Source organism: Roseovarius sp. MBR-51 (assembly GCF_053628575.1).
This window is the reverse complement of sequence record NZ_JBRJGQ010000008.1, coordinates 23,336-44,826: the sequence shown is the minus strand read 5'-3', so window position 1 is coordinate 44,826 and position 21,491 is coordinate 23,336. Positions and strand designations below refer to the sequence as shown.

The following is a 21,491-nucleotide window of genomic DNA, read 5'->3' as shown; positions in this document are numbered from 1 at the left end:
GCGTTATCCCGGTAACGCCGCACAATCCTGCGGGCGCAAATGCAGATGGACCGCCTCACCCGCTGCAAACGGGTGGTCGTCGATCATGTTGATGGCTTGTAACTGCACCTCCCCCGCGCGCACGAAATACCGAACCGCCTGTCCCTGATAATCCACCGTTTCCACGGTGGCGGGAACAGAAATCACACCCGCGGGTGCGGGCGTTTTTGAAAGCAGCAGCTTTTCAGCACGCACCACCAGCTTAGCCTTGCCAGTGCCGGTCAGGTTGGGGGCCTTGGCCGCAGGGACGGTGACACGGCCAAAGATGGCATCCTCAACCACGACCGTCGCGCCGTGCTCGATGCAACGCCCGTCGGAGATGTTGGATGCGCCGAGAAAGTTCGCAACGAATTCGGAGGCGGGTGTGTTGTAGACCTCTTCAGGCTTGCCCACCTGCTCCACGCGCCCCTCAGACATCACGACGATCAAATCGGACATTGCCAACGCCTCGGATTGGTCATGGGTGACAAAGACCGTGGTCACGCCGATGCGTTCCTGAATGCGTTTGAGTTCTACCCGCATATCTTCGCGCAGATTTGCATCGAGCGCCGATAGCGGTTCATCCAAGAGCAAAACGTCCGGCTCGATCACGATGGCACGGGCCAAGGCGATGCGCTGTTGCTGACCGCCCGACAGTTCCTTGGGGTAGCGGTCGCCAACATGGGGCAGTTGCACGAGGTCGAGGGCGTCGCGCACCTTGGCCGCAATCTCGGATTTCGGCACATTGCGGTATTTGAGGCCAAAGGCCACATTCTCGGCCACGGTTTTATGGGGGAAAAGCGCATAGTTCTGAAACACGAGACCAAGATTGCGCTTGTGGATCGGCACATCGTTGACCCGCTTGCCGCCAATGAGGATTTCGCCTTCGGTGGGATCGAGCAACCCCGCGATCATCCGCAGATTGGTCGTCTTGCCACAGCCGGACGGACCCAAAAGCGTGACAAATGCGCCCTCGGGGATGTCCAAGGTGGTGCGATGCACGGCGGTAAAGGTGCCGAACCGCTTGACGATATTGCTGAGGGTGACGGCGCTCATCGGCGGGGTCCTTTTGGGTCAAGGGGCCGCGCCCCCACAAAGGGGCGCGGCAACAGGTTAATACCCGCGTTGGACGCGGCTGAAGGTTTCGGACCATTCGGCCTCGTTGCCATTCCAATAGGCGGGGTCAGCAAAGGTCAACGACTCGAGCGTGCCGGTCGGATCATAGGCGGGCAGGGTCGGGATCTTGGCACCAAGATCGACCTTGGTCCCGTCGAGAGCGGGCGGATAATTCTGCCCTTCGGCCACTGCGATGGAGGTTTCGGGCGCCAGCATGAAGTTCAAGAGTTCTTCGCAGGCCTCGACCGGGCTGCCCTTGAGCACATGCAGACATTCCTGCCAGGCAAAGCTGCCGGGGGCGTCGTAATAGCCGATGTCGTGACCTTCCTGTTGCAGGGCGGCGATGCGGCCCGACCAGCCTTCGGTGACGTAGATTTCCTCTTCTGCCAGAAGGCTCATAAGCTCTGCGCCCGATGACCAGTATTTCAGTGCCAGATCGCGGTGACTGCGGATCGCATCCCAGACCGCTTCCATATCCTGAATATTGTTTGGGTCTTGCCCGGTCTGCAACGCGCCATACCAGACCCGAGTGCGCCAATCCGTCCAGCCGCCGATCTTGCCTTTGTAGGCCTCGTCGATCAGGATCTTGGCACCCTTTTCCTTCATCTCTTCGTCGGAGATATACTTGCGGTTATAGGCCAGCCCCGTGGTGCCGTAATCGTAGGGCACCGCCGAGAGGTAATCCGGCGTCACCTTGCGGAACGCGTTGGTCAGCGCATCCATCACCAGCGACATGTTGGGAATATTGTCGAGGTTGAGTTCCACCGTCAGGCCGAAATTCACATAGCGGGCATAGTCGAACACGCCGGACAGGTGCGCGATATTATATTCACCCTCCTGGCTCGAGCGGACCTGGGCCAGATATTCATCGCCGCCCGCAAAGGTGCCATCGACCACAGTGATCCCGGTCTCTGCTGTGTAGGGGTCAAACGCATATGTACGGAATGCTTCGGACACGACACCGCCCCAGCCGTCAAACCGGACCTGTTTCACATCCTGTGCATGGGCGAATTTGGCAAAGGGCGTTTGCACGCCGTACGCGAGGCCCGCAGCCCCGATCAGGCCCAGAAAATTGCGTCGGTCCAGATCGCCGTTGCGGTAGCGATCCAGCAGTCGTTGGTAACGTGTTGTACTATCCATTTTTCAGGTCTCCTTGTTGAATGTTGGGGCGGTTCTCAGGTGCCGCCTTTCATGGCGAGTTTGCGGGCCACCGCCGCACCCAGCAGGGGCAGACCCACCGTCATCACGATCATCACGGTGCCGAGTGCGTTGATTTCCGGGCTGATCGAATTGCGTAACATTGAAAAAATCTGCGTCGGCACGGTCTCGACCCCGCCAGGTTTCCAGAAGAGTGTGCCGGTGATGTCATCAAAGCTGATGGTAAAGGCAAAGAGCGCGCCGGCAGCGACCGCAGGCAGCATAAGGGGCAGGGTGATGGCAAAGAAGGTCTGCACCGGCGAGGCGCCAAGGCTGAGCGCCGCTTCCTCTACATCGCGCTTGATGCTGACAAGGCGCGCTTGCACGACGAGGATCACGAACGGCAGGGTGAATATCACATGTCCCGCAAGCAGCAGCGCAAAGCTCTTGCCGATGCCCAGCCAGTTGAGAAAGAGCAAGAGCGCCACCGCCAGAACCACCTCAGGCACGAGAATGGGCGCGATCAGCAGCGTGGTAATCGCGTTGCGACCAGGGATGTTGTAGCGCACCAACGCAAGGCTGGCCAAAATCCCCAGCGTGGTGGAAATGACCGCCGTCATCAGCCCGAGCACCAGCGAGGTGCGAAAGGCGCGCATCACTGCGTCATTGTTCCACAATTCCTGAAACCAGTGCAGCGAGACGCCGGTCATCGGAAAGCTGCCAAACTGATTGGCGTTGAAGGACAACAAGACCACCACTGCCACCGGCAGGAACATGAAGCCATAGACCACAATGGTCCAGGCGCGGATGATCTGCCAGCCCATTAGCCCAGCCCCTTGGCCAGTTGCGCCATGCCCAGATAACGGTTGTAGATCGCCACCAAGAGGCCCAGCACGATCAGCAACAAGAGCGACAGAGCAGAGCCGAGAGGCCAGTTGAGCTGTGTGATGATCGCCTCAAACACGAGATTTGCGAACATCGCATCGCGCGGCCCGCCGAGGATCACCGGCGTGATATAGGTGCCCGCGCCAAGCACGAAGCACAGCAATCCGCCCGCCGCGAGGCCGGGGAGCGAGAGGGGAAGGGTGACTTGGGTAAACGCCTGCCACCGCGTTGCCCCGAGCGAATTGGCGGCATCCTCGAGGTTGGTGTCGATACCCTCAAGGCTCACGTAGACATTGAGGACCATGAAAGGCAGCAGAAAATGCACGAGGCCGAGGATCACGGTCGCCTCGTTATAGAGCATCTGGATCGGCTCGCTGATGATCCCGAGGGACAGGAGCAGAGAATTGAGCGCGCCTGATGTTCCCAGAATGTTGATCCAACTCATCGTGCGGATGATATAGCTGATCCAGAATGGCAGCATCAGCAAGAGCAGCAACACCATCTTGTTGCTGCGTGACCGGGCGATGAAATAGGCCGCCGGATAGCCCATCAGGGCACAAATCACCGTGGTGATTGCCGCTATTTTCAGGGTGTTGAGGAGAATGTCCCGGTAAAAGCGATCGGTGAGCGTCTTTTGCCAATTGTCGAGGTAGAACCCGACGGTATCTGCGCCCATGGCCGAGCGGAGCCAGAACGAATAGACCACGATGAACATCAGTGGCACGAGCAAAAGCAGCGCCACCGCTCCCAAGGCGGGTGACAACAGAATCCAGGGCTGCCTCGCTTCGCGGGCCTGGACCGACATGCATCGTCCCTTCACGCTTTGCCCATGATGTCCGGGCTTGCGAGCAGGGTGCAAAGCAGGCAATCATTAATCAAATAGATAATAGGAATTGTGACAATAGATGCAGCCTATAGAAGATCGCAACAGCCCCGAACGCATCATGCGCGAGATGGATTGGAATCTCTTGCGCACCTTTGTCGTGCTGGCGCAGTCCACTTCGGTCACTGACGCCGCACATCGCTTGCGTCTCACGCAGCCGTCTGTGTCTACGGCGTTGAAAAGGCTGGAGGATCGGGTGGGCAAGCGTCTCATTCACCGCGCGCCGGGGCATTTCGCGCTGACCGAGGCAGGCGAAGTTCTGTATCGCGAGGCGCTGGATATCCAAGGCTCTATCCTGCGCCTCTCGACCCTCATGCGCGACATGACGGATGAGGTGACGGGACATGTGCGGCTGTCGTTGGCCTCTCATGTGATCTGCCCAGTTTTTGATCAGGTGCTGGCGGAATTTCACGCCGAGAACCCGCGCGCGACGCTCGCCATTGAGGTGCATTCCTCAGCGCAGGCGATTGAAACGGTGTCGGCGCGTTCTGCCTCCTTTGCCATCTGCCTCGTGCATCAGCGCAACCCCAAGCTGGAGTATATGCGCCTCTATCGAGAGTTCTTTGGCCTCTTTTGTGGGCCGCGCCACGCGCTCTTTGGGCAGCGCGATTTGACCCGCGCCGATCTTGCCGGGCGTTCTGCAGTCAGCTTTGAGACCGACCGTTTACAGGACGCGCTGAAACCCGTGACTCTGATGCGGGCGCAGTCGGAATTGGGGGATCAGATCATCGCCACCTCCAGCCATCTGGAAGAGGTGCGGCGCATGATCATCGCCGGGATTGGTGTGGGTCCGCTACCCCTGCATGTGGCGGCACGCGATGTGCAAGACGGGCTATTGTGGCAATTGCCACCCTATGACCAGACGGCGGCGGTGGATGTGCATGTGGTCTGGAACCCGCGCGCCGTGCTCAATCGTGCGGAACAGAGCCTGCTTGACCGCCTGTTGGCCCAGATCGACGCGACACCCATAGAGGATCGAACCTATCGTTGATCGGCCGCCTGTCACAAAAGCTTCACAAAACTGTCACACTTCGCGAATCCTGCCCAGCGCCCCCTTGCGCCGCTTTGCCTCACAGGTCACTCTCGGTGCTTTCAGATTCCAGCCGGAGCATGAGCCACAGCCTTGGAAGATCCCAACCTTACACTTTTCTTTCTTGAGATCGCTGGGGCGGCGGCGCTTCTGATTTGGTCTGTGCGCCTCGTCCGCACTGGCGTGGAACGTGCCTTTTCCGCCCAGTTGCGCCTTTGGCTGCGCCGTTCAGGTCAGAGCCGAATTCTTGCGGCCTTGACCGGCTTGACCTCGGCCATGGCTCTGCAGAGTTCAACCGCCGTTGCCGTTCTTACTGCCAATTTCGTGTCGTCAGGCGGCATCGCTGTGGCGGCAGGGCTGGCAATCCTTTTGGGCGCTGATCTGGGCTCAGCCTTGGTCGCAAAGCTGCTTTTGGTACGCCAGACTTGGCTTATCCCGGTTCTCTTGCTGGCGGGAGTGGTGATGTTCCTGCGCGGACATCAGAAACGTGTGCGACAAGGCGGACGCATCCTGATCGGGCTGGCGCTGATCTTTGTCTCGCTGGACATGTTGCGCGCTGCAACTGAGCCGTTAACCGAAAGCACAGCAGCGGTCGCAGCCATGCAGTATCTTGGGCGCGATACACTCACAGCGTTTGTAATCGGCGCTGTTTTTGCGTGGCTCGTCCATTCCTCAGTGGCCGCCGTACTGCTCTTTGTAACGCTAGTGCTTCAAGGGCTGATGCCGACCACAGCCGCAATCGCACTGATCCTCGGGGCAAATCTTGGCGGTGCCTTTATCGCCTTTGCGTTGACATTTGCCGCTGATGTCGAGGCGCGACGATTGATCCTCTCCAATCTTATATTGCGCGGTGGGGGCGCAGCACTGACGTTGGCTGCCCTAACGGCCTTTCAGCCACCGATGGGCTGGCTGGGGGCAACTCCGGCAGCGCAGGCTATTCACCTGCATATCCTGTTTAACCTGGCGCTGCTTTTATTGATCCTGCCGTTTACAAGCACAGCCTCGCGGGCAATCGGTGCACTTATTCCCAACCCAAACACACCTTCGGCACTTGATCACATCACCGCGCTTGATCCCGGAGCGCTTGGCAACCCGGACCGAGCCCTATCCTGCGCCACGCGCGAGGTGATCCGTATTGGCGAGATGGTCGAAGCGATGCTGCGCCCGATCCCGGCACTCTATGCGCAGTGGGACGACGCCACAGCCGAGGCCATCACCGAAACCCATAGTTCTCTGCGCAAACGCCACTTCGACACCAAACTCTATCTTGCGCAACTCAACCGCAACGGTCTGAACGAGGAGCGAAGCCAACGCTCGATGGACCTCTCTACGATTGCCACCAATCTTGAAGCTGGGGGGGACGCCATTGCGACCACCATGTTGAGCCTCGCCCGTCGTCTGAACAGCGAAGGCGTGCAGTTCTCTCGACCCGGATGGCAAGAAATCTGTGATTTCCACGACCGGGTTCTGGCCAATACACAGCTCGCGCTCAGTGTGATGATGACCCAGCATCCTGACGATGCCCGCGAACTGGTGGCCGAAAAGGACAGTATCCGCACGCTCGAACAAGAGTTGCAACGCGCCCACCTCGGTCGCCTGCGCGAAGGTTTGGCCGAGAGCATTGAAACCAGCAATATCCACCAAGAGACGTTGCGCGCGCTCAAACAGGTGAACACCAGCTTTACCATGGTTGCCTATCCAATTCTGACAGAAACGGGTGATCTTCTCTCCAGTCGGATCTCGTCTCGCGGCTGATCCTTTCTCCTGACCCAGAAACTCCGGGCGATTGAGGACACAGCATCCAGACGATGCACGCGGAAAAGGCGTGGTCAGCAAAATTGATTCAACCAATTGGAAAATTGATGTACCTTCTGACCTGCCCCTTATTCCGGGGATACGAGCCATCACCCAATTCAGGAGACCGATTTTGAACGCAGATAAATGCCCCGGCACACCCGTCACCCTAACCCTGTCGATTGACGGGGCCGCGCCCACGACCAAGACCTGTGATCTTCTGGTCATTGCCTGTGAGCCGCGTAACCTGAGCAATATCTGCGATTACACCGCGACGGAACAAGACGTGTTCGGAAAGCTGTGCAATTTCACCTTTCACACCACGTTGGTGCGCGTAACAGTCCCCAGTCCTGCCCCGAAGTACGGCATCATCCTCGCCCCCACGGAAATTAGCGCGATGGCGGGACATGTCAGCGGCTTTCGTAACGAGACAGCCAAGCAATTCTCGCTCGAGACCGCAAACTCCATGACCGAGAACCTTGTCACCGTCTATCAGTTGCAGGGGCCTACCGATACGCCGATGACCGAAGCCGAGTTCCTCGCAAATCTGGAACAGACCCTGCCCACACTCGACTGGTGGCCCTATCCCGATTACGAGATCGTCACCGACAGCGCTGGCGCGACGGTCGATCTGCGGACGCCCTATTTCGACCATTTCGACATTGACGGGCTGCGCGCGGGTGGGCCTTGGAATTACCTGAGCCTTCAGGGCAAGAACAGCACCGTCTTTGTGCACGGCTCGACCTGTTTTGAATCCGTGCTGCAATGCTGGCAGTATGGCGGGCTCTTACTGGATCAGCAGGCGAATCTTGGCTGGTCGCTACCCACTGACAAGGCGGCGCCGATCATCGTACTGGGGGCCGGTCCCTCTGGGATGATGTTCGCGCATCGTCTGCAAGGGTTGGGATACACCAGTGTCGAAATCCTCGAGTCCTCAGCTCGTTTCGGTGGTAAGACGCACACTGTCACCTTTGATGCCCCCTCGCCCGATGGTCAGCCGACAGCCTGCGAGTTAGGCACCTGCTATCTCTCGCCTGCCTATAATCATATGGCGGCAGATTTCGCCGCCAGCGGGTTCATGGAGGGCAATATCCGCGAGGGCATGTATCTGACAGCCGACCATCAGGACCCGGCGGGCCACACCATCCGCGCCATGGTGACGACCGGACAGTTTCCTGGCGTGCCTGCCCCGGCGACGCTGATGGATTATGACGATTACACCCTGCTCAAGGGGTATTACGAGGCCAACCAACCGTTTGCCGATCCCGAGACCTGGATGGCGGGTTTCGATGCGGACAAGGTCAAGGCCGAGATTTTCGTGCGCCTCGCGGAGTATGACGTGTTGCTGGCGCTCCATCGTGGCCTGACCCTGCCGATGCCGCTGAGCGCGCCGACAGAGTTGCTACAGTATGACAGCTTTTACGACTTTCTCGCCAAGAATGATCTGCTCATCCTCACCGGCATGTTGGAATACGCCTATTCCGTTCAGGGATACGGCCCTTTGAAACAGATCTCTGCCTATTACGGTATGATCTGGATTTCGCTTCCTTTGACGCTTGGGCTGATCTTTAGCGACAAACCAGCCGTCACCGTCCTGTCAAAAGGTTGGCTTGATATCTGGACTCAGATGGCACCCACACTAACTATCACTCTAAATGCTCAGGTGACAAAGATCACCCGCATGTCCTAGAGATAGGACGGGGAAAAGGGCACCGCGACAAAGGGGAAAAAGGTGAAGACGCTGGAGCGCAGGGCGACAACCATCGCTGCCGCTGATGTGGTGGGGTTCTCTCGTCTTGTTGCGATGGACGAAGATGCGGTTTTTGACCGCCTTCGGCTGCTGCGCCAGAACATAATCGACCCGGCTATTGCCTCGCATGGCGGGCGGGTCGTCAAATCCATGGGTGACGGGCTACTGGTCGAATTTCCGGGTCCGGCAGCCGCAGTATATGCCTCTCTGTCGGCACAGCGTGCGATTGCCGCACATGAGCTGAATCGGTCAGAGGGTCAGCGGATTCGTTTGCGGGTGGGTATCAATCATGGCAGCGTTCTGATCGACGGATCTGATGTCTTGGGCGATGTGGTCAATATTGCGGCTCGGCTCGAAACGCTGTCGTCCCCCGGCGGCATCTGCGTGTCACGCACAGTGCGCGATATGCTGGCGCAAGATGCCAGTCTGAGCATCACCGGACAGGGCATGCAATATGTCCGAAACATCCCAACACCAGTCGAGGTCTGGCATATCGCCACAGGGGTCGAGGCAGAGAGCCGCAGCACCGTGACCCAAAGCGCTGATCGTCCTTCGGTCATCGTCCTGCCGTTTGATAACTTGTCGTCTTCAGTCGAGGACGGCTTTCTTGCCGATGGGATCGCCGAGGATCTGATCAACGAGCTGTCGCGCTTTCGTTCGCTCTTTGTGATCGCTCGCGGGTCCTCCTTTGCCTACAAGGACCGGGCACAGGACATGCGCCAGATCGCGCAGGACATGCGTGTGCGTTACGTGGTCAAAGGGTCTGTGCGCCGCGCGGGCGCACGTCTGCGTGTCACCGCGCAACTGATCGAGGCCGAGACAGGCCATCAAATCTGGTCAGATCGTTATGACCGTGACATGGCTGATCTCTTTGCGCTTCAGGATGACATCACGCGCTGTATCGTCACCGGACTTACCCCCGAAATCGGTGCGCATGAACGCGCAATGTCCCGCGCCAAACCGACCGAGAGCCTTTCGGCCTGGGAAATGTGCCAGCGTGGATTGACCGAGATCGACATGCGGACCACCGGCGGCATTCGCAATGCGACCGCCCTCTTTCACGCAGCAGCTGAGGCCGATCCGACCTATGCGCTGCCGCATGCGTTGATTGGTCGGGTGCATGCGGTGCGAATCTATTCCGGCCGGAGCCGCAATCCACGCGAGGATGTGATCAAGGGAATGCATCACGCCAATCGCGCCATCGAACTCGATGACCGGCTTGAACTGGGGCATATCACCCTAGCGCAGCTCTTGACCCTACAAGGGCAAGAGAAGGACGCGCGCGAGGCTCTGGCCCGCGCGCGTGCCCTCAATCACAATGACGCGCTGGTTTATAATGCGCAGACCTTTATCAACCTCTTTCAAAAGACCCCCGACACCGCAGAGATGGAAGAGGCTGGGTTGGAGGCCATTCGCCTCAGCCCGCAAGACCCGATGCTCTGGTCCTTTTACTGGATGCTCGCCGTTGCGATCTGGATGCGCGACATGACCTTGGGTGAGAACATGCGCAAATATCTCGAACCGGCGGCGCGCAATCCGGGGGCCGAGGCATTTGTGCATTCGGCCTATGCTGTCCTGTCCCTGCGTGCGGGCGACCGGGGCACCGCTCAACGAGCCTTGGAGCAAGCGCTCACTGTGCGTCCTGATTTCACACTTGAGGTGATCAAGTACGGTTTTCACTTTCCAAAGTGGCCCGCGCTAGTAGCAGGTATCAAGACCGATTTGGAAACCCTTGTCGCCATGGGACTCCCGCGGCGTTGATGCATCACCCTGTACGATATGCTAAACTTTCGGAATTACGGCTCGACCAAATTTGAATCAAATCGCGTTTCTGTCGGAGAACCGTTGCACTGAAAGCTCCGCCTACACGCCCGCGCCGCGAGGTGTCACATGACGAGCATTTTCAACCTAAGTCTTTTTCTGATCTTGTTTCAGATCAAACATTACCTTGGTGATTTTCAGTTCCAGACCGGATGGATGGCCAAAAACAAAGGTCGCTACGGGCATCCGTCAGGCATCCTCCATGCCGGGCTGCACGGAGCACTTAGCCTGCCCATCCTGCTCTGGTTCGCTCTGCCGTGGGAATTGGCGCTTGGTCTCGCACTCGCAGAGGTCGCGGTGCATTATCACATCGACTGGGCCAAGGCGCGCCGCGTCTCTAACGAGGCCATGACCGAGACGGACCCGCGCTTCTGGCATTACCTTGGTCTCGATCAGGCCGCGCATCAGCTCACTTATGTCGCGCTCTTTGCTGTCGTTGCCAGCCGCGCGGCCTGAATATGTCAGGCCGCGCCGCGATTTGAGTCAGTGGCCAAATGAGAGACCCATATCCCAAAAGCTCACTTCGAGCCGCGTGGCGGTGGTGAAGCGCTGACAGAGGCGCGCCCAACCCGGCGTGCTCTCGGCCCCCGCGCCCAGACGACGGGCCACAGCCCCATCAAAAAGCGCGCCCGCATCGCGGCACACCTGTTGATAGGCGTCGCCTGCATAGGTGTTGATCCAATCGGCATAGGGATGACCCGCCGCAACCGGTCCCAGCCGCGCGCCAATCTCGCCATAGCCCATGACACAAGGCGCAAGCGCCGCCAGCAGATCGAGGAAATTGCCGGAATGCCCCGCATCGAGCACATAGCGCGTATAGGCCAGATTGGCGGGATGCTCTTCGGCGCTGTAAAGATCCTCTTCGCTCAGCCCCGCCTCGGCGCAGGTTTTCACATGTAGGCTGAGTTCGTGATTGACCAGCGCATCGACAGTGGCAGCACAGGCGCGCATTTCTTCGAGTGCGTCGGCCTTGGTCACGGCCAAGGCCCAGGCACGGGCAAAATGGATGAGAAACACGTAGTCCTGCACCAGATAGCCAAGGAACGCCTTGCGCGGCAGCGTGCCCTCGCGCAGCCTCTCGACAAAGGCGTGATGCGTGTAATCCTGCCAAACCGTCCCCGCCGCATCGCGCAAGCGGGGAAAGGTTGCCCCATATCCGTCAGTCATTCCGCGTTCAGGTCCATGGCAAGGCCCGAGACGGGCGTGGAATTTTCGATCATTCCAGTGTCGAGCAGGAACTGTTCAAACCGCTTGTAGCGTGCGTGATCCAGCGCCGCGGGCCGGGTGGCAAAACGCGGAAAGGTGTCCACCCAGGCCTTTTCATTCAACTCGTCCTGCAATTCGGGCGAGGTGCCTGCGAAAATCTCCCAGCTCTCTTGCGGGTGGTTCATGATGTATTGCGTCGCACGCTCGGTCGCATGCAGAAAACGGCGGATCATGTCGGCATTCATCGTGTCGGGATTGGCGACATAGATCAGCTCGTCATAGGCGGGCACGCCCTCTTCCTCGATGTAGAAACACCGCCCCGGCACGCCTTCGATCTCCATCTGGTTGAGTTCGAAATTGCGATAGGCGCCGATCACCGCGTCCACTTGGCCTGACATGAGCGAGGGCGAGAGTGACCAGTTGACGCTCACCAGTTCGATATCGCTCAGGCTGTGGCCATGCTGCGCAAGAATGGTCGAGAGCAAAACCTCTTCGACGCCCGCTACCGAGAAGCCCACCTTGCGGCCTTTGAGATCAGCGGTGGATTTGATCGGCCCATCTGCGAGCACCAAGAGGCAGTTGAGCGGCGTGGCGACCAGCGTGCCAACGCGGCGCAGAGGCAGCCCGTTCTCGATCTGCATATGCAACTGCGGCTGGTAGGAAATCGCAAGGTCGGCCTGACCGGCCGCAACCATCTTGGGCGGATCGGACGGATCGGCAGGGGCGATAACCTCGACCTCGAGCCCGGCGTCTTGGAAATAGCCCAGTTCCTCGGCTACGATGATCGGGCCGTGATCCGGGTTGATGAACCAGTCCAGAATGAGCGTCATCTTGTCCTGTGCCATGGCCGGGCTGGCCATAAGGGCAATAATCAGGGTGAGGTATCTCATGTGTCAGTCTCCTGTTGAACGTCGCCAAGGGCGATCAAGGCAATCTCTCCGTCCCAATGACCGCGCAGCCGCGTTGCAGCCTGCCAAGACCGCAGGCCGGACCGGCAGGCAAGCACGGCGCGTGCGCCTTGGGGGCGGGTGTCGGGGTGATCAAAATCGGCAACACTGTGGCGGGTGGCGTTTGGCAAGGCGGGACCGCTCTCGGTCTCGGCGCGCAGGTCGATCAGCCAGTCATCGGGCGTGATTTGACCGGGCGCGATAAAGCGGAAACCATCCTCTGGCTCGGGCGCACCGTCAAAGCGGAAGCCGCCAAAGCGATGTCCAATCGCCTCAAATGTCACGAGTTGACCAAGCGGATCAGGCTCTATTCCAGCCAGAAGCGCCAATGCCATCTGCGCCTGAAGGCTACCAACAACGCCGACCGACGGGCCAAGTACGCCATCGGCATCGCAACTGCCCAGCCGGTCAGGTAAATCCGGGAACAGCGCGCGCAACGAGGGCGCGCCCGCGCAGAAGCCGCCCACATAGCCAGAGGTGCCAACGATAGAGGCGCTGATCAGCGGTGTGCCCTGTGTCAGGCATGTATCGGACAGAATGTAGCTCGCTGCGAAACTGTCGGCGCAATCAAGAACCAGATCTGCGGCTGCCACATGAGCGGGGGCATTAAGGGGATCGAGTGGCTCTGACACGGCGGAAATCACGCAGTCCGGGTTGAGAGCGGTCATATGCAGCGCCGCGACCTGCGCCTTAGGTTGGCCGATATCCGTCATGCGAAACAGCGTCTGGCGGTGCAGGTTGCTCAGGGAAACGCGGTCGCCATCCATCAACGTGATCCGCCCGACGCCCGCGCCCACGAGGTATTGCAGCACTGGCGCTGCCAGCCCGCCCGCGCCCACGACCAGTACATGCGCCGCGGCCAGCCGGTCCTGTCCCACGGTCCCGAACTCAGGGAGAGCGATCTGACGCGCGTAGCGGCTCATCCAGTCACGTCCAACCATTGCCGCACCCGCGCCTCGGGATCGGAGTGAAGGGTGATGTCTGTCACGGCCGAGACCACATCTGCCCCGGCGCTGAACGCACCTTGCGCACGCTCCACCGACATGCCGCCGATCGCAATGAGGGGGATGTCGCCGATCAGGCGCTTCCACTCCGTCAGCTTGTCCAACCCCTGTTCATGCCACTTCATCTTTTTCAGGATGGTCGGATAGACGGGACCAAGCGCCACGTAATCGGGGGCATAGGATAGCGCGCGGTCCAGTTCGGCATGGTCATGGGTGCTGAGCCCGATCTTGATCCCGGCGCGGCGGAGCGCAGGGATATCGGCGGCATCGAGATCCTCTTGCCCCAGATGCACCCAAGTGCAGCCTGCATCAATCGCCGCCTGCCAGTGATCGTTGACCACGAGAATTGCGCCATGGGCGCGGCAAAGACCCTGTGCCAGCGCGATTTGCTGTTCCAGCATGTCGCTGGAAACATCCTTGATTCGCAATTGGACCAACCCCACGCCTAGCGGCAGCAGACGGCGCAACCAGTCGGCGTGATCGAAAATCGGATAGAAACGCGGCAAGGTCATCAGGTAAAGGCCCTCCCCAAAACGGGGGTCGAAGGTGCCGCCATATCGCGCGGCTCCATCGGGTCGGCTTCAAAGGCCAGCCGCCCAGCCTCTAGCGCGCGCGCGAACCCTTCGGCCATCATGGCCGGATCGCCAGCCTTGGCGACGGCGGTGTTGAGGAGAACGGCGTCATAGCCCAATTCCATCGCATGTGCCGCCTGTGATGGCAGGCCAAGGCCTGCGTCGATCACCAATGGCAGATCGGGGAAATGCGCGCGCAAACTGCGCAACCCATAGATATTGTTGAGTCCCAGCCCCGTACCAATAGGTGCGCCCCAAGGCATCAGAACGCGGCACCCGGCCTCGACAAGCCGCTCGCAGAGCACGAGATCCTCGGTGCAGTAGGGGAACACCTGAAACCCGTTGTCAGACAGGATTCGCGCCGCCTCGACCAATCCAAAGGGGTCGGGCTGCAGGGTGTCGGCATGGCCGATCACCTCCAGTTTGATCCAGTTGGTGTCAAAGATCTCGCGCGCCATCTGCGCCGTAGTCACCGCCTCGCGCACCGAGTGACATCCGGCCGTATTGGGCAGGACATGCACGCCTAGTTCGCGGATCATGTCCCAGAATGCCTGTCCCGCGCGGTCGCCCCCGGACTCCCGGCGCACCGAAACGGTGGCGATACCCGCGCCAGAGCGGCGGAACGCCTGCGCGAGGATCGCCGGCGAGGGGTATTGCGCAGTGCCCAACATCAGCCGCGATGCGATCTCGGTCTCGTAGAAAACAGGCATCTCAGCCCCCTTGCCGTGGTGCGACGATCTCGATGCGGTCGCCGTCATTCAGTCTCTGTTCTGGCCTGATTGCGGCGGGAACGAAACTTTCGTTGACCGCTGTGGCCACCTTGGCCCCCGCGTACCCCAACTCGACCAGCAGCGCGTCGAGCGTTGTGGCTGCGGTATCCTGCGTGGTGCCGTTAACCGTGATATTCATGGGCCAAAAACTCCGGGTTTGCATTGTCGCCTGTCACCAAACCGGCCACCATCCGTGCCACGATAGGCGACAGAAGAAAGCCGTGACGAAAGAGGCCATTGGCATAGATCGTGCCCTCTTTGCGAACGATGCGCGGCAGATTGTCGGGAAAAGCGGGGCGCGCGTCTGCACCGATCTCCATCACCTCCGCCTCGCCAAAGGCCGGGTGCAGTGCATAGGCAGCAGAGAGCAACTCCATCACAGACCGGACCGAGGTGCGCCCGCGGTCCTCACTTTCGATCTGCGTCGCGCCTAGCATCAAAACACCGTCCCCACGTGGGACGATGTAGAGCGGAAAGCGGGGGTGAAGTAGACGAATGGGCCGACTTAGGGTCACATCTGGGGCGCGCAGGATGACCATCTCGCCTTTGACGCCGCGCAGTTCAGGCAATGCATCTTGCGCCGCAAGTCCGCGGCAATCGATCACAGGGCCATGCGGGTTCTCAGCGCTTTGCTCAAATACGACGCCAGAGCGAACAAGCCGATCCCGCAACTGCGCGAGGGCCATGCGCGGGTTAATGTGCGCCTCATCTTTGAAGTATAGCGCACGGTCGTGATGCTCAGCCAAATGCGGCTCTAACTTGGCCAATTCCTCACTTGACACTAACCGATGCCCCTCTGTCCTTCGGGCAAATTGATCCAGTTCGCGGCGATCACGTTGCAACGTTACAACAAGAGTGCCTTTACGCTCGACTTTGACGCCCTGTGCTGACCACCAATCCGCCGCCTGTTGACCCAGGCGCACGACGGGTTCCTCTGCGCTGAAGCCTTCACAAAACGGCGCAAGCATACCCCCCGCCCACCAAGAACATGCCGTTGGCCCCGGCTCTGGCGCGGGATCACGCAGGATCACTCGCGCGCCACGTGCTATCAACTCTGTGGCAACGCAGAGACCCACGATCCCCGCCCCTCGTATGGTGATCGCCTTGCTCATTTCCAGATCTCGTGAAAATGATGAACTGGTCCGTGTCCTTGGCCGATCTCCAACGTGCTGGCGGCCAAAATCGCGCGATGCAGCCAGATATGTGCGTTTTCTACCGCTTTGTTCAATGTTAGCCCCTTTGCGAGCCCCGCCGTGATGGCAGAGGATAGGGTGCATCCCGTCCCGTGGGTATTGCGCGTGGCGATACGAGGCGCGTCGAACCGCACTGCCTCGTCAAAGATCAGCCAATCGCTGCAAGTGTCGCCTCGTCCGTGTCCACCCTTCATCAGTACCGCTTGAACACCCATCTCACGCAGGCGCCGACCTTGTGCTTGCATTTCAGCGTTATCCTCAGCCTCTGACGTGGCTAGAAGGCTCGCGGCCTCGGGTAAGTTCGGGGTCAATAGATCGGCACGCGGCAAAAGCAGCGCGATCAAAGCCTCTCGGGCTGCATCCGGCAAGAGCTTTGCTCCGGATTTGGCAACCATGACCGGATCAAGCACGATCGGTCCGGAGTACGCCACCAGTGCCTTTGCCACCGTCTCGATCAGACTGGCATCGCCCAACATGCCAATTTTGATACAATCGACCCTGATATCGCCCAAAACAGCAGCGATCTGAGCGGCAACAACGGCATTCGGAACGGGATGTACATCGGTGATCGCACAGGTGTTCTGTGCGGTCACCGCGGTAATCACACTGGTGCCATAAACACCCAAAGCCGAAAAGGTCTTGAGATCCGCCTGAATCCCCGCACCTCCGCCGCTGTCGGAGCCCGCGATTGTCAATGCCGTTGCCACCATCGGCCAGTCCTCTCATGTCGAGGGAAACGGACGTGGGACGCGTGTTGCGTGCTGATGTCCGTTCCCTACGCCGGTATCAACCGGATCAGGTTCGATGGGTTGACGTAATGTCTCTCAGCCCGAAAACGGGCACCCCAACGGATGTTTCAAATAGCTAACAGCGGATTTCTCATGCTGCAAGAGGAGATTGCAGGATAGGACATGTCGCAAACAGGACTCAAGGGTGCGCGTAATCGCGTCAGGGTGAGGGAATGTTCCTTGCAGAAAGATACCTTGATGTCCTTTGCTCCTGTGCCTCTTCAGTTTGACAAGATCGCTGACTTTTCGCTTGATTCTTCGGTTTCCATTCCTGAGGCGGTGCTTGAACGGGCCGCACTACTGCTTATCGACACGCTCGGGGTGGCGGCAGGGGCGGCATCGCTCGACGTGAGCAGGATCGCGCGCGAGTTTGCAGTTGATTTTCATGGTGCGAATAGTGACAAACACAGCGCAACTTTGCTCTTTGATGGTCGACGCTGCGCAAGGCCGGGGGCGGCTTGGGCCTTGGCCACGCAGATTGACAATCTCGATGGGCATGATGGTTACAACCCGACCAAAGGGCATATCGGCTGTGCCTTAGTGCCAGCGCTCTTTGCCTATGCCGAGCAATCCTTGGATCTGACCGGGCGGCAGGCGCTCACAGCCCTTGCCGTGGGCTATGAGGTAGCCGCACGGGCAGGCGTCGCGCTGCATGCCACCACCGCTGATTACCACACGTCGGGGGCATGGAATGCATTGGGGGTCGCGACACTCGGGGCACATCTTCGGAGGCAAACGCCCGAAGTGTTACGTCAGGCCATGGGTATCGCCGAATACCATGGGCCGCGCAGTCAGATGATGCGCGAGATTGCCAATCCAACCATGCTGCATGATGGTTCAGGAATGGGTGCATTGGTTGGAGTTTCGTCTCTGATACAGGCCGAGCGCGGCTTTATCGGTGCACCCGCCATCACGGTCGAAGGGGCCGACGTGACGCATATTTGGGAGGATCTGGGACAGGATTGGACGCTCTTGCGGAATTACATAAAACCCTATCCAATCTGTCGTTGGGCCCATGGTGCGCTCGAAGGCGTTCGCGTGCTGATGGTCGAACACGGGGTTACTGGACCCGAAATCGAGACGCTTGAGGTTGCGACCTTTGCTGAATCTGCTGCGCTCTACTCCGGACTTCCCACCACCACCAGCGAGGCACAGTATTCGCTTGGCTTTGCTCTGGCGTCCTTGTTGGTTCATGGTCGGATCGGTCCGGAACATATAACCGGCGCAGGTCTTCGGAATGCAGAGGTGGCCAAGTTACATGCCCGTATCACCGTGCGCGAAGAACCACGCCACTCCGCCCGCTTTCCCGCCGGGCGATGGTCGGATGTCACGGCCATCCTGCGGGACGGGCGGCGACTTTCCTCAGGCGATGTCAATGCGCGCGGCGGACCTGAAGCGCCGATGCCCGAGGCGGACATAAGGGCCAAGTTAGGTGCAATGGCTGGTCATGTTCTGTCTGCAGGGCGCATCAAAGCGCTCTGGGATATGAATCAGAGACTATTGCAGCCCAATACACTCTTTTCCGAGCTGACCGCCCTTGTCACTCCTGCCCCGGACCGATGACGAAAAAAGCCCCGCCATAAAGGCGGGGCAAGTCAATGGTGCCCGAGAAAGTCAGGCCTTGGGCACCGGCGGTGTCTTGGGAATCAGTTGGGGCGCTCTTCCATTTCCGAACGTATTTGCTGGCGTAGCACGTCGATGGGCACAACCTTGCCCTCGCGCTTGAAGCACCAATAGGTCCAGCCGTTGCAAGAGGGCGCGCCTTCGAGATGTGCGCCGACCTGATGGATCGAACCCTTGATACTATCAGCCACCAAAGTGCCATCAGCGCGCACCTTCGCGGCGCATTTCCCGTTCATGGATGTGAGCATTTCACCGGGACGCAGCATGCCGCGCTCGATCAACTGACCAAAGGGCACACGCGGCTCTGCCCGTTTCGAGGTCGAGACCTGAAGCGCGTCGCGGTCAAATTTGCGAATGCTTGCCAGCCGCTTTTCCGCGACCACGCGATAGGCGGCTTCTCGCTCGATGCCGATGTAGTCGCGGCCCAGCATCTTGGCGACAGCCCCTGTGGTACCCGTACCAAAAAAGGGATCCAGAATGACATCTCCGGGGTTGGTGGACCCGACCAAGACGCGGTGCAACAGGCTCTCGGGTTTTTGCGTCGGATGCGCCTTGTCACCCTTATCATCCTTGAGCCGCTCATGCCCTGTGCACAGCGGGAGCACCCAATCCGAGCGCATCTGCACGCCATCATTCAGCGATTTCAGCGCCTCGTAATTGAAGGTGTATTTCGCGCCCTCTGATTTCGAGGCCCAGATCATCGTTTCATGCGCGTTGGTCAGGCGTTTGCCGCGGAAATTCGGCATCGGGTTGGACTTGCGCCAAATCACATCGTTCAGGATCCAGAAGCCCGCGTCTTGCAACGCCGCCCCTACCCGGAAAATGTTGTGATAAGACCCGATGACCCAGATTGCCCCATGGGGTTTAAGCAGTCGGCGCGCCGCCTTGAGCCAGTCATGGGTGAATTTATCGTAAGCAGCGAAGCTGGCAAACTGGTCCCACGCATCATCGACCGCATCCACCTGGCTATTGTTAGGACGATGCAGATCACCCTTGAGTTGGAGATTATAGGGTGGATCGGCAAAAATGAGATCGACGCTTGCCTCTGGCAAGCTGTTCATCACCTCGATGCAATCCCCAGCTATAATCGTATTGAGAGGGAGCGCAGGCGCGCTCTTGGCTTTGGTCATTATTGTCATCTTCTGCCTCTGTCCCGGCGCTTTTGCGCTCTGGTGGTTGGGGACCAAGATGAGTCAAAGCTGATTCGCCGTCAATTTCTTTTTTGAATCAGAGGGTTAGTTATTCTTCTTGATACAATATATTGTGGACTGGTTTGAATGAACGTCTATGGTGTGGGGTCACCCCAAGATTTAGAAGCGCTTGCTTGTGGCTTTTCGACGGGTATCCTGCGTTCCGCTCCCAGCCATAACCGGGGAACTGTTGCGCCAAATCCCACATGATCTGATCGCGCCTGATTTTCGCCACAATTGAGGCCGCCGCAATCGAGAGTGAAATGGCATCGCCGCGCACAATGGCGCGGGCTGGAAGGGTCAGACCGCGCGGGATCAGGTTGCCATCAATCAGCGCGAGGTCAGGCGCAATACCAAGCCCGGCAATTGCACGCTCCATCGCCAGATGCGAGGCGCGCAGGATATTGAGCCGGTCAATCTCGTCTACGCTGGCATGGGCGACGCTGACATGTGCAGTAGCGAGGATGACGTCACAGAGCGCGGCGCGACGGGCAGCGCCCAGCTTTTTGGAATCATTCAGGCCTTCGGGAATATTGCCCGGATCGAGGATCACGGCGGCGGCGGTCACCGGCCCCGCCAGCGGTCCGCGCCCGACCTCGTCAACACCGACAATGCGCCGATAGCCCTGTGAATGGGCGGTGTGTTCGTGGCTGAAATCAGGACCGGACATGGCCCGCAAATACACAGGGCGACGGCAAATGCAAAGGGAGGAGCAAGCCCCTCCCCCTCCCATCTGCTTGAAGGGTTCAGTAATAGCCGTATTGGTTCAGACAGTTGTCTCGATAGATCACCTGATGATGCCCGCCTACGCGCACGGCACAGGCTGACGGCAGGGCATTGTAAGAGCCGTAGCGCTGGTTCAGGCAGCGACCAGAATATCCAGCCCGGTTGCCCGCGTAGACACGACAGGCCCCCGGCAAGTTGACGCGCTGTGCCCGGCGATTGGTGTTGCCATAGCCACCGCGACCGTTGTCATAGCTACGATCGTCATAGGCGTTGTTATGACGACGATCATTGTTGTAGTCGTTTCGACCATCGTCGTCCCGATACCCGCCGCTGTTTTTCTGCTTGTTGCTGTTGCTGGCAATCGCCGCGCCAACGATTGCGCCCAAGGCAAGCCCAACGGCGAGGTTGCGATTGTCGCTCTTATCGCGGGCAAGCGCAGGCGTTGCGGTGACCGTGGTCAGCGCAAGAGCGCCGACCAAAAGGACTGAAGTGAACTTGCTGAACATCGGACGCTCCTTTCAGATGCGGCGAGATTAGTTGCGATGATTGTCCCGGTGGTAAGGAACGTGGTTGCCATAACCGCGCTGATAGACCGGGCGGCCTTGGTGTGGACGCCCATAGCCACGCTGGGGTTGATAATAGCGCTGCTGGTTGTAGTGATGCCGCTTGGGGCTGTGCTTGTAGACCTGCTTGTGATGTCTTTTGGGGGCATAGTAGGGCTGCTGATATCCGTGGCCACGTGTGACATAATCCTTGCGGCGGTCGCGGTTGCGGTCGTCGGAAATCGCGGCGCCGACGATGGCCAGCGCCGCCACACCGGCGATGATGGCGGCGGTCTCGCCCCGGTTCTGCGCTTGGACAGGTGCCGCGGTGAGGCTGGTCACGGTCAGAGCCGCGCCGATGATGAGAGCGATGAACTTGCGATGCATGGTCATTCCTTTCAGGATGCTGACGGTCGTTACTCTGCGTCGGCCCACATGACCGGACGCTGTGACCTAAGGGTGGGGTCGGGCTGTCCAGACAGGCAATAACGCCCAG

The 21,491-nt window shown here is 59.4% G+C and carries 22 protein-coding genes and 1 riboswitch; of the genes, 6 read left to right on the top strand and 16 right to left on the bottom strand.

Annotated features, from left to right (window positions below; all coding sequences use genetic code 11):
- Nucleotides 1–3: 3 nt before the first annotated feature.
- The 4 genes from ACSSVY_RS12950 to ACSSVY_RS12935 are packed head-to-tail and all read right to left on the bottom strand — an operon-like array spanning nucleotide 4 to nucleotide 3,961.
- Nucleotides 4–1,074: an ABC transporter ATP-binding protein gene (locus tag ACSSVY_RS12950; protein ID WP_454270001.1), complete on the bottom strand. Its 1,071-nt coding sequence runs from the start codon at nucleotides 1,072–1,074 to the stop codon at nucleotides 4–6.
- A gap of 57 nt (nucleotides 1,075–1,131) precedes the next feature.
- Nucleotides 1,132–2,274: an ABC transporter substrate-binding protein gene (locus ACSSVY_RS12945; protein WP_454270000.1), complete on the bottom strand. Its 1,143-nt coding sequence runs from the start codon at nucleotides 2,272–2,274 to the stop codon at nucleotides 1,132–1,134.
- A 35-nt stretch (nucleotides 2,275–2,309) separates the two neighbouring features.
- Complete coding sequence (locus tag ACSSVY_RS12940; protein WP_045686025.1) at nucleotides 2,310–3,095, bottom strand: ABC transporter permease; 786 nt, start codon at nucleotides 3,093–3,095, stop codon at nucleotides 2,310–2,312.
- A complete protein-coding gene (locus tag ACSSVY_RS12935) occupies nucleotides 3,095–3,961 on the bottom strand; it encodes an ABC transporter permease (RefSeq protein ID WP_454269999.1) in 867 nt (288 codons plus the stop codon). Before ACSSVY_RS12935 ends, ACSSVY_RS12940 begins: the two co-directional genes overlap by 1 nt.
- Before the next feature lie 100 nt (nucleotides 3,962–4,061).
- On the opposite strand from ACSSVY_RS12935, the gene ACSSVY_RS12930 reads away from it, so the two are divergent.
- From ACSSVY_RS12930 to ACSSVY_RS12910, 5 genes are all read left to right on the top strand, one after another.
- A complete protein-coding gene (locus tag ACSSVY_RS12930) occupies nucleotides 4,062–5,030 on the top strand; it encodes a LysR family transcriptional regulator (protein ID WP_454269998.1) in 969 nt (322 codons plus the stop codon).
- A 132-nt stretch (nucleotides 5,031–5,162) separates the two neighbouring features.
- Nucleotides 5,163–6,824, top strand: a complete 1,662-nt coding sequence (locus ACSSVY_RS12925; RefSeq protein ID WP_454269997.1) for a Na/Pi cotransporter family protein — start codon at nucleotides 5,163–5,165, stop codon at nucleotides 6,822–6,824.
- Nucleotides 6,825–6,996: 172 nt separating this feature from the next.
- Nucleotides 6,997–8,553, top strand: coding sequence for an NAD(P)-binding protein (locus ACSSVY_RS12920; protein ID WP_454269996.1), 1,557 nt, complete (start codon nucleotides 6,997–6,999; stop codon nucleotides 8,551–8,553).
- A 42-nt stretch (nucleotides 8,554–8,595) separates the two neighbouring features.
- On the top strand, nucleotides 8,596–10,374 hold the full coding sequence (locus ACSSVY_RS12915) for an adenylate/guanylate cyclase domain-containing protein (RefSeq protein ID WP_454269995.1): 1,779 nt from the start codon (nucleotides 8,596–8,598) through the stop codon (nucleotides 10,372–10,374).
- A gap of 129 nt (nucleotides 10,375–10,503) precedes the next feature.
- Nucleotides 10,504–10,890 carry a DUF3307 domain-containing protein gene (locus ACSSVY_RS12910; protein ID WP_454269994.1) on the top strand — a complete coding sequence of 129 codons (387 nt, stop codon included), beginning with the start codon at nucleotides 10,504–10,506 and terminating at the stop codon, nucleotides 10,888–10,890.
- A 27-nt stretch (nucleotides 10,891–10,917) separates the two neighbouring features.
- Here the strand turns inward: ACSSVY_RS12910 and tenA are convergent, their stop codons facing one another.
- From tenA to thiD, 8 genes are read right to left on the bottom strand one after another with little or no spacing between them, the layout of a single operon-like run.
- Nucleotides 10,918–11,601: a thiaminase II gene (gene tenA, locus ACSSVY_RS12905; protein ID WP_454269993.1), complete on the bottom strand. Its 684-nt coding sequence runs from the start codon at nucleotides 11,599–11,601 to the stop codon at nucleotides 10,918–10,920.
- A complete protein-coding gene (locus tag ACSSVY_RS12900; RefSeq protein ID WP_454269992.1) occupies nucleotides 11,598–12,530 on the bottom strand; it encodes an ABC transporter substrate-binding protein in 933 nt (310 codons plus the stop codon). The genes tenA and ACSSVY_RS12900 overlap by 4 nt, the downstream gene beginning before the upstream one ends.
- Complete coding sequence (locus ACSSVY_RS12895) at nucleotides 12,527–13,510, bottom strand: ThiF family adenylyltransferase (protein ID WP_454269991.1); 984 nt, start codon at nucleotides 13,508–13,510, stop codon at nucleotides 12,527–12,529. The genes ACSSVY_RS12900 and ACSSVY_RS12895 overlap by 4 nt, the downstream gene beginning before the upstream one ends.
- Nucleotides 13,507–14,103: a thiamine phosphate synthase gene (locus ACSSVY_RS12890; RefSeq protein WP_454269990.1), complete on the bottom strand. Its 597-nt coding sequence runs from the start codon at nucleotides 14,101–14,103 to the stop codon at nucleotides 13,507–13,509. The genes ACSSVY_RS12895 and ACSSVY_RS12890 overlap by 4 nt, the downstream gene beginning before the upstream one ends.
- Entirely contained in the window at nucleotides 14,103–14,873 is a 771-nt protein-coding gene (locus ACSSVY_RS12885; protein WP_454269989.1) for a thiazole synthase, read from the bottom strand. Before ACSSVY_RS12885 ends, ACSSVY_RS12890 begins: the two co-directional genes overlap by 1 nt.
- 1 nt (nucleotide 14,874) lies before the next feature.
- Nucleotides 14,875–15,072: a sulfur carrier protein ThiS gene (gene thiS / locus ACSSVY_RS12880; RefSeq protein ID WP_454269988.1), complete on the bottom strand. Its 198-nt coding sequence runs from the start codon at nucleotides 15,070–15,072 to the stop codon at nucleotides 14,875–14,877.
- Entirely contained in the window at nucleotides 15,056–16,045 is a 990-nt protein-coding gene (locus ACSSVY_RS12875; protein ID WP_454269987.1) for an FAD-dependent oxidoreductase, read from the bottom strand. Before ACSSVY_RS12875 ends, thiS begins: the two co-directional genes overlap by 17 nt.
- Nucleotides 16,042–16,836 carry a bifunctional hydroxymethylpyrimidine kinase/phosphomethylpyrimidine kinase gene (gene thiD, locus ACSSVY_RS12870; protein ID WP_454269986.1) on the bottom strand — a complete coding sequence of 265 codons (795 nt, stop codon included), beginning with the start codon at nucleotides 16,834–16,836 and terminating at the stop codon, nucleotides 16,042–16,044. Before thiD ends, ACSSVY_RS12875 begins: the two co-directional genes overlap by 4 nt.
- 45 nt (nucleotides 16,837–16,881) lie before the next feature.
- A riboswitch (TPP riboswitch) is annotated at nucleotides 16,882–16,983 on the bottom strand.
- Between the two features lie 129 nt (nucleotides 16,984–17,112).
- Between thiD and ACSSVY_RS12865 the strand changes: the two genes are divergently transcribed.
- On the top strand, nucleotides 17,113–18,477 hold the full coding sequence (locus ACSSVY_RS12865) for an MmgE/PrpD family protein (RefSeq protein WP_454270218.1): 1,365 nt from the start codon (nucleotides 17,113–17,115) through the stop codon (nucleotides 18,475–18,477).
- An 83-nt stretch (nucleotides 18,478–18,560) separates the two neighbouring features.
- On the opposite strand, the gene ACSSVY_RS12860 is transcribed toward ACSSVY_RS12865, so the two are convergent.
- The 4 genes from ACSSVY_RS12860 to ACSSVY_RS12845 form a co-directional block, all read right to left on the bottom strand.
- The gene (locus ACSSVY_RS12860) at nucleotides 18,561–19,676 is read right to left on the bottom strand and encodes a DNA methyltransferase (RefSeq protein WP_454269985.1); all 1,116 of its coding nucleotides are present in this window, start codon (nucleotides 19,674–19,676) and stop codon (nucleotides 18,561–18,563) included.
- A 100-nt stretch (nucleotides 19,677–19,776) separates the two neighbouring features.
- Nucleotides 19,777–20,397: a ribonuclease HII gene (locus ACSSVY_RS12855; RefSeq protein ID WP_454269984.1), complete on the bottom strand. Its 621-nt coding sequence runs from the start codon at nucleotides 20,395–20,397 to the stop codon at nucleotides 19,777–19,779.
- 76 nt (nucleotides 20,398–20,473) lie between these two features.
- On the bottom strand, nucleotides 20,474–20,959 hold the full coding sequence (locus ACSSVY_RS12850) for a hypothetical protein (RefSeq protein ID WP_454269983.1): 486 nt from the start codon (nucleotides 20,957–20,959) through the stop codon (nucleotides 20,474–20,476).
- Nucleotides 20,960–20,986: 27 nt separating this feature from the next.
- A complete protein-coding gene (locus tag ACSSVY_RS12845; protein ID WP_296430553.1) occupies nucleotides 20,987–21,382 on the bottom strand; it encodes a hypothetical protein in 396 nt (131 codons plus the stop codon).
- Nucleotides 21,383–21,491: the final 109 nt, after the last annotated feature.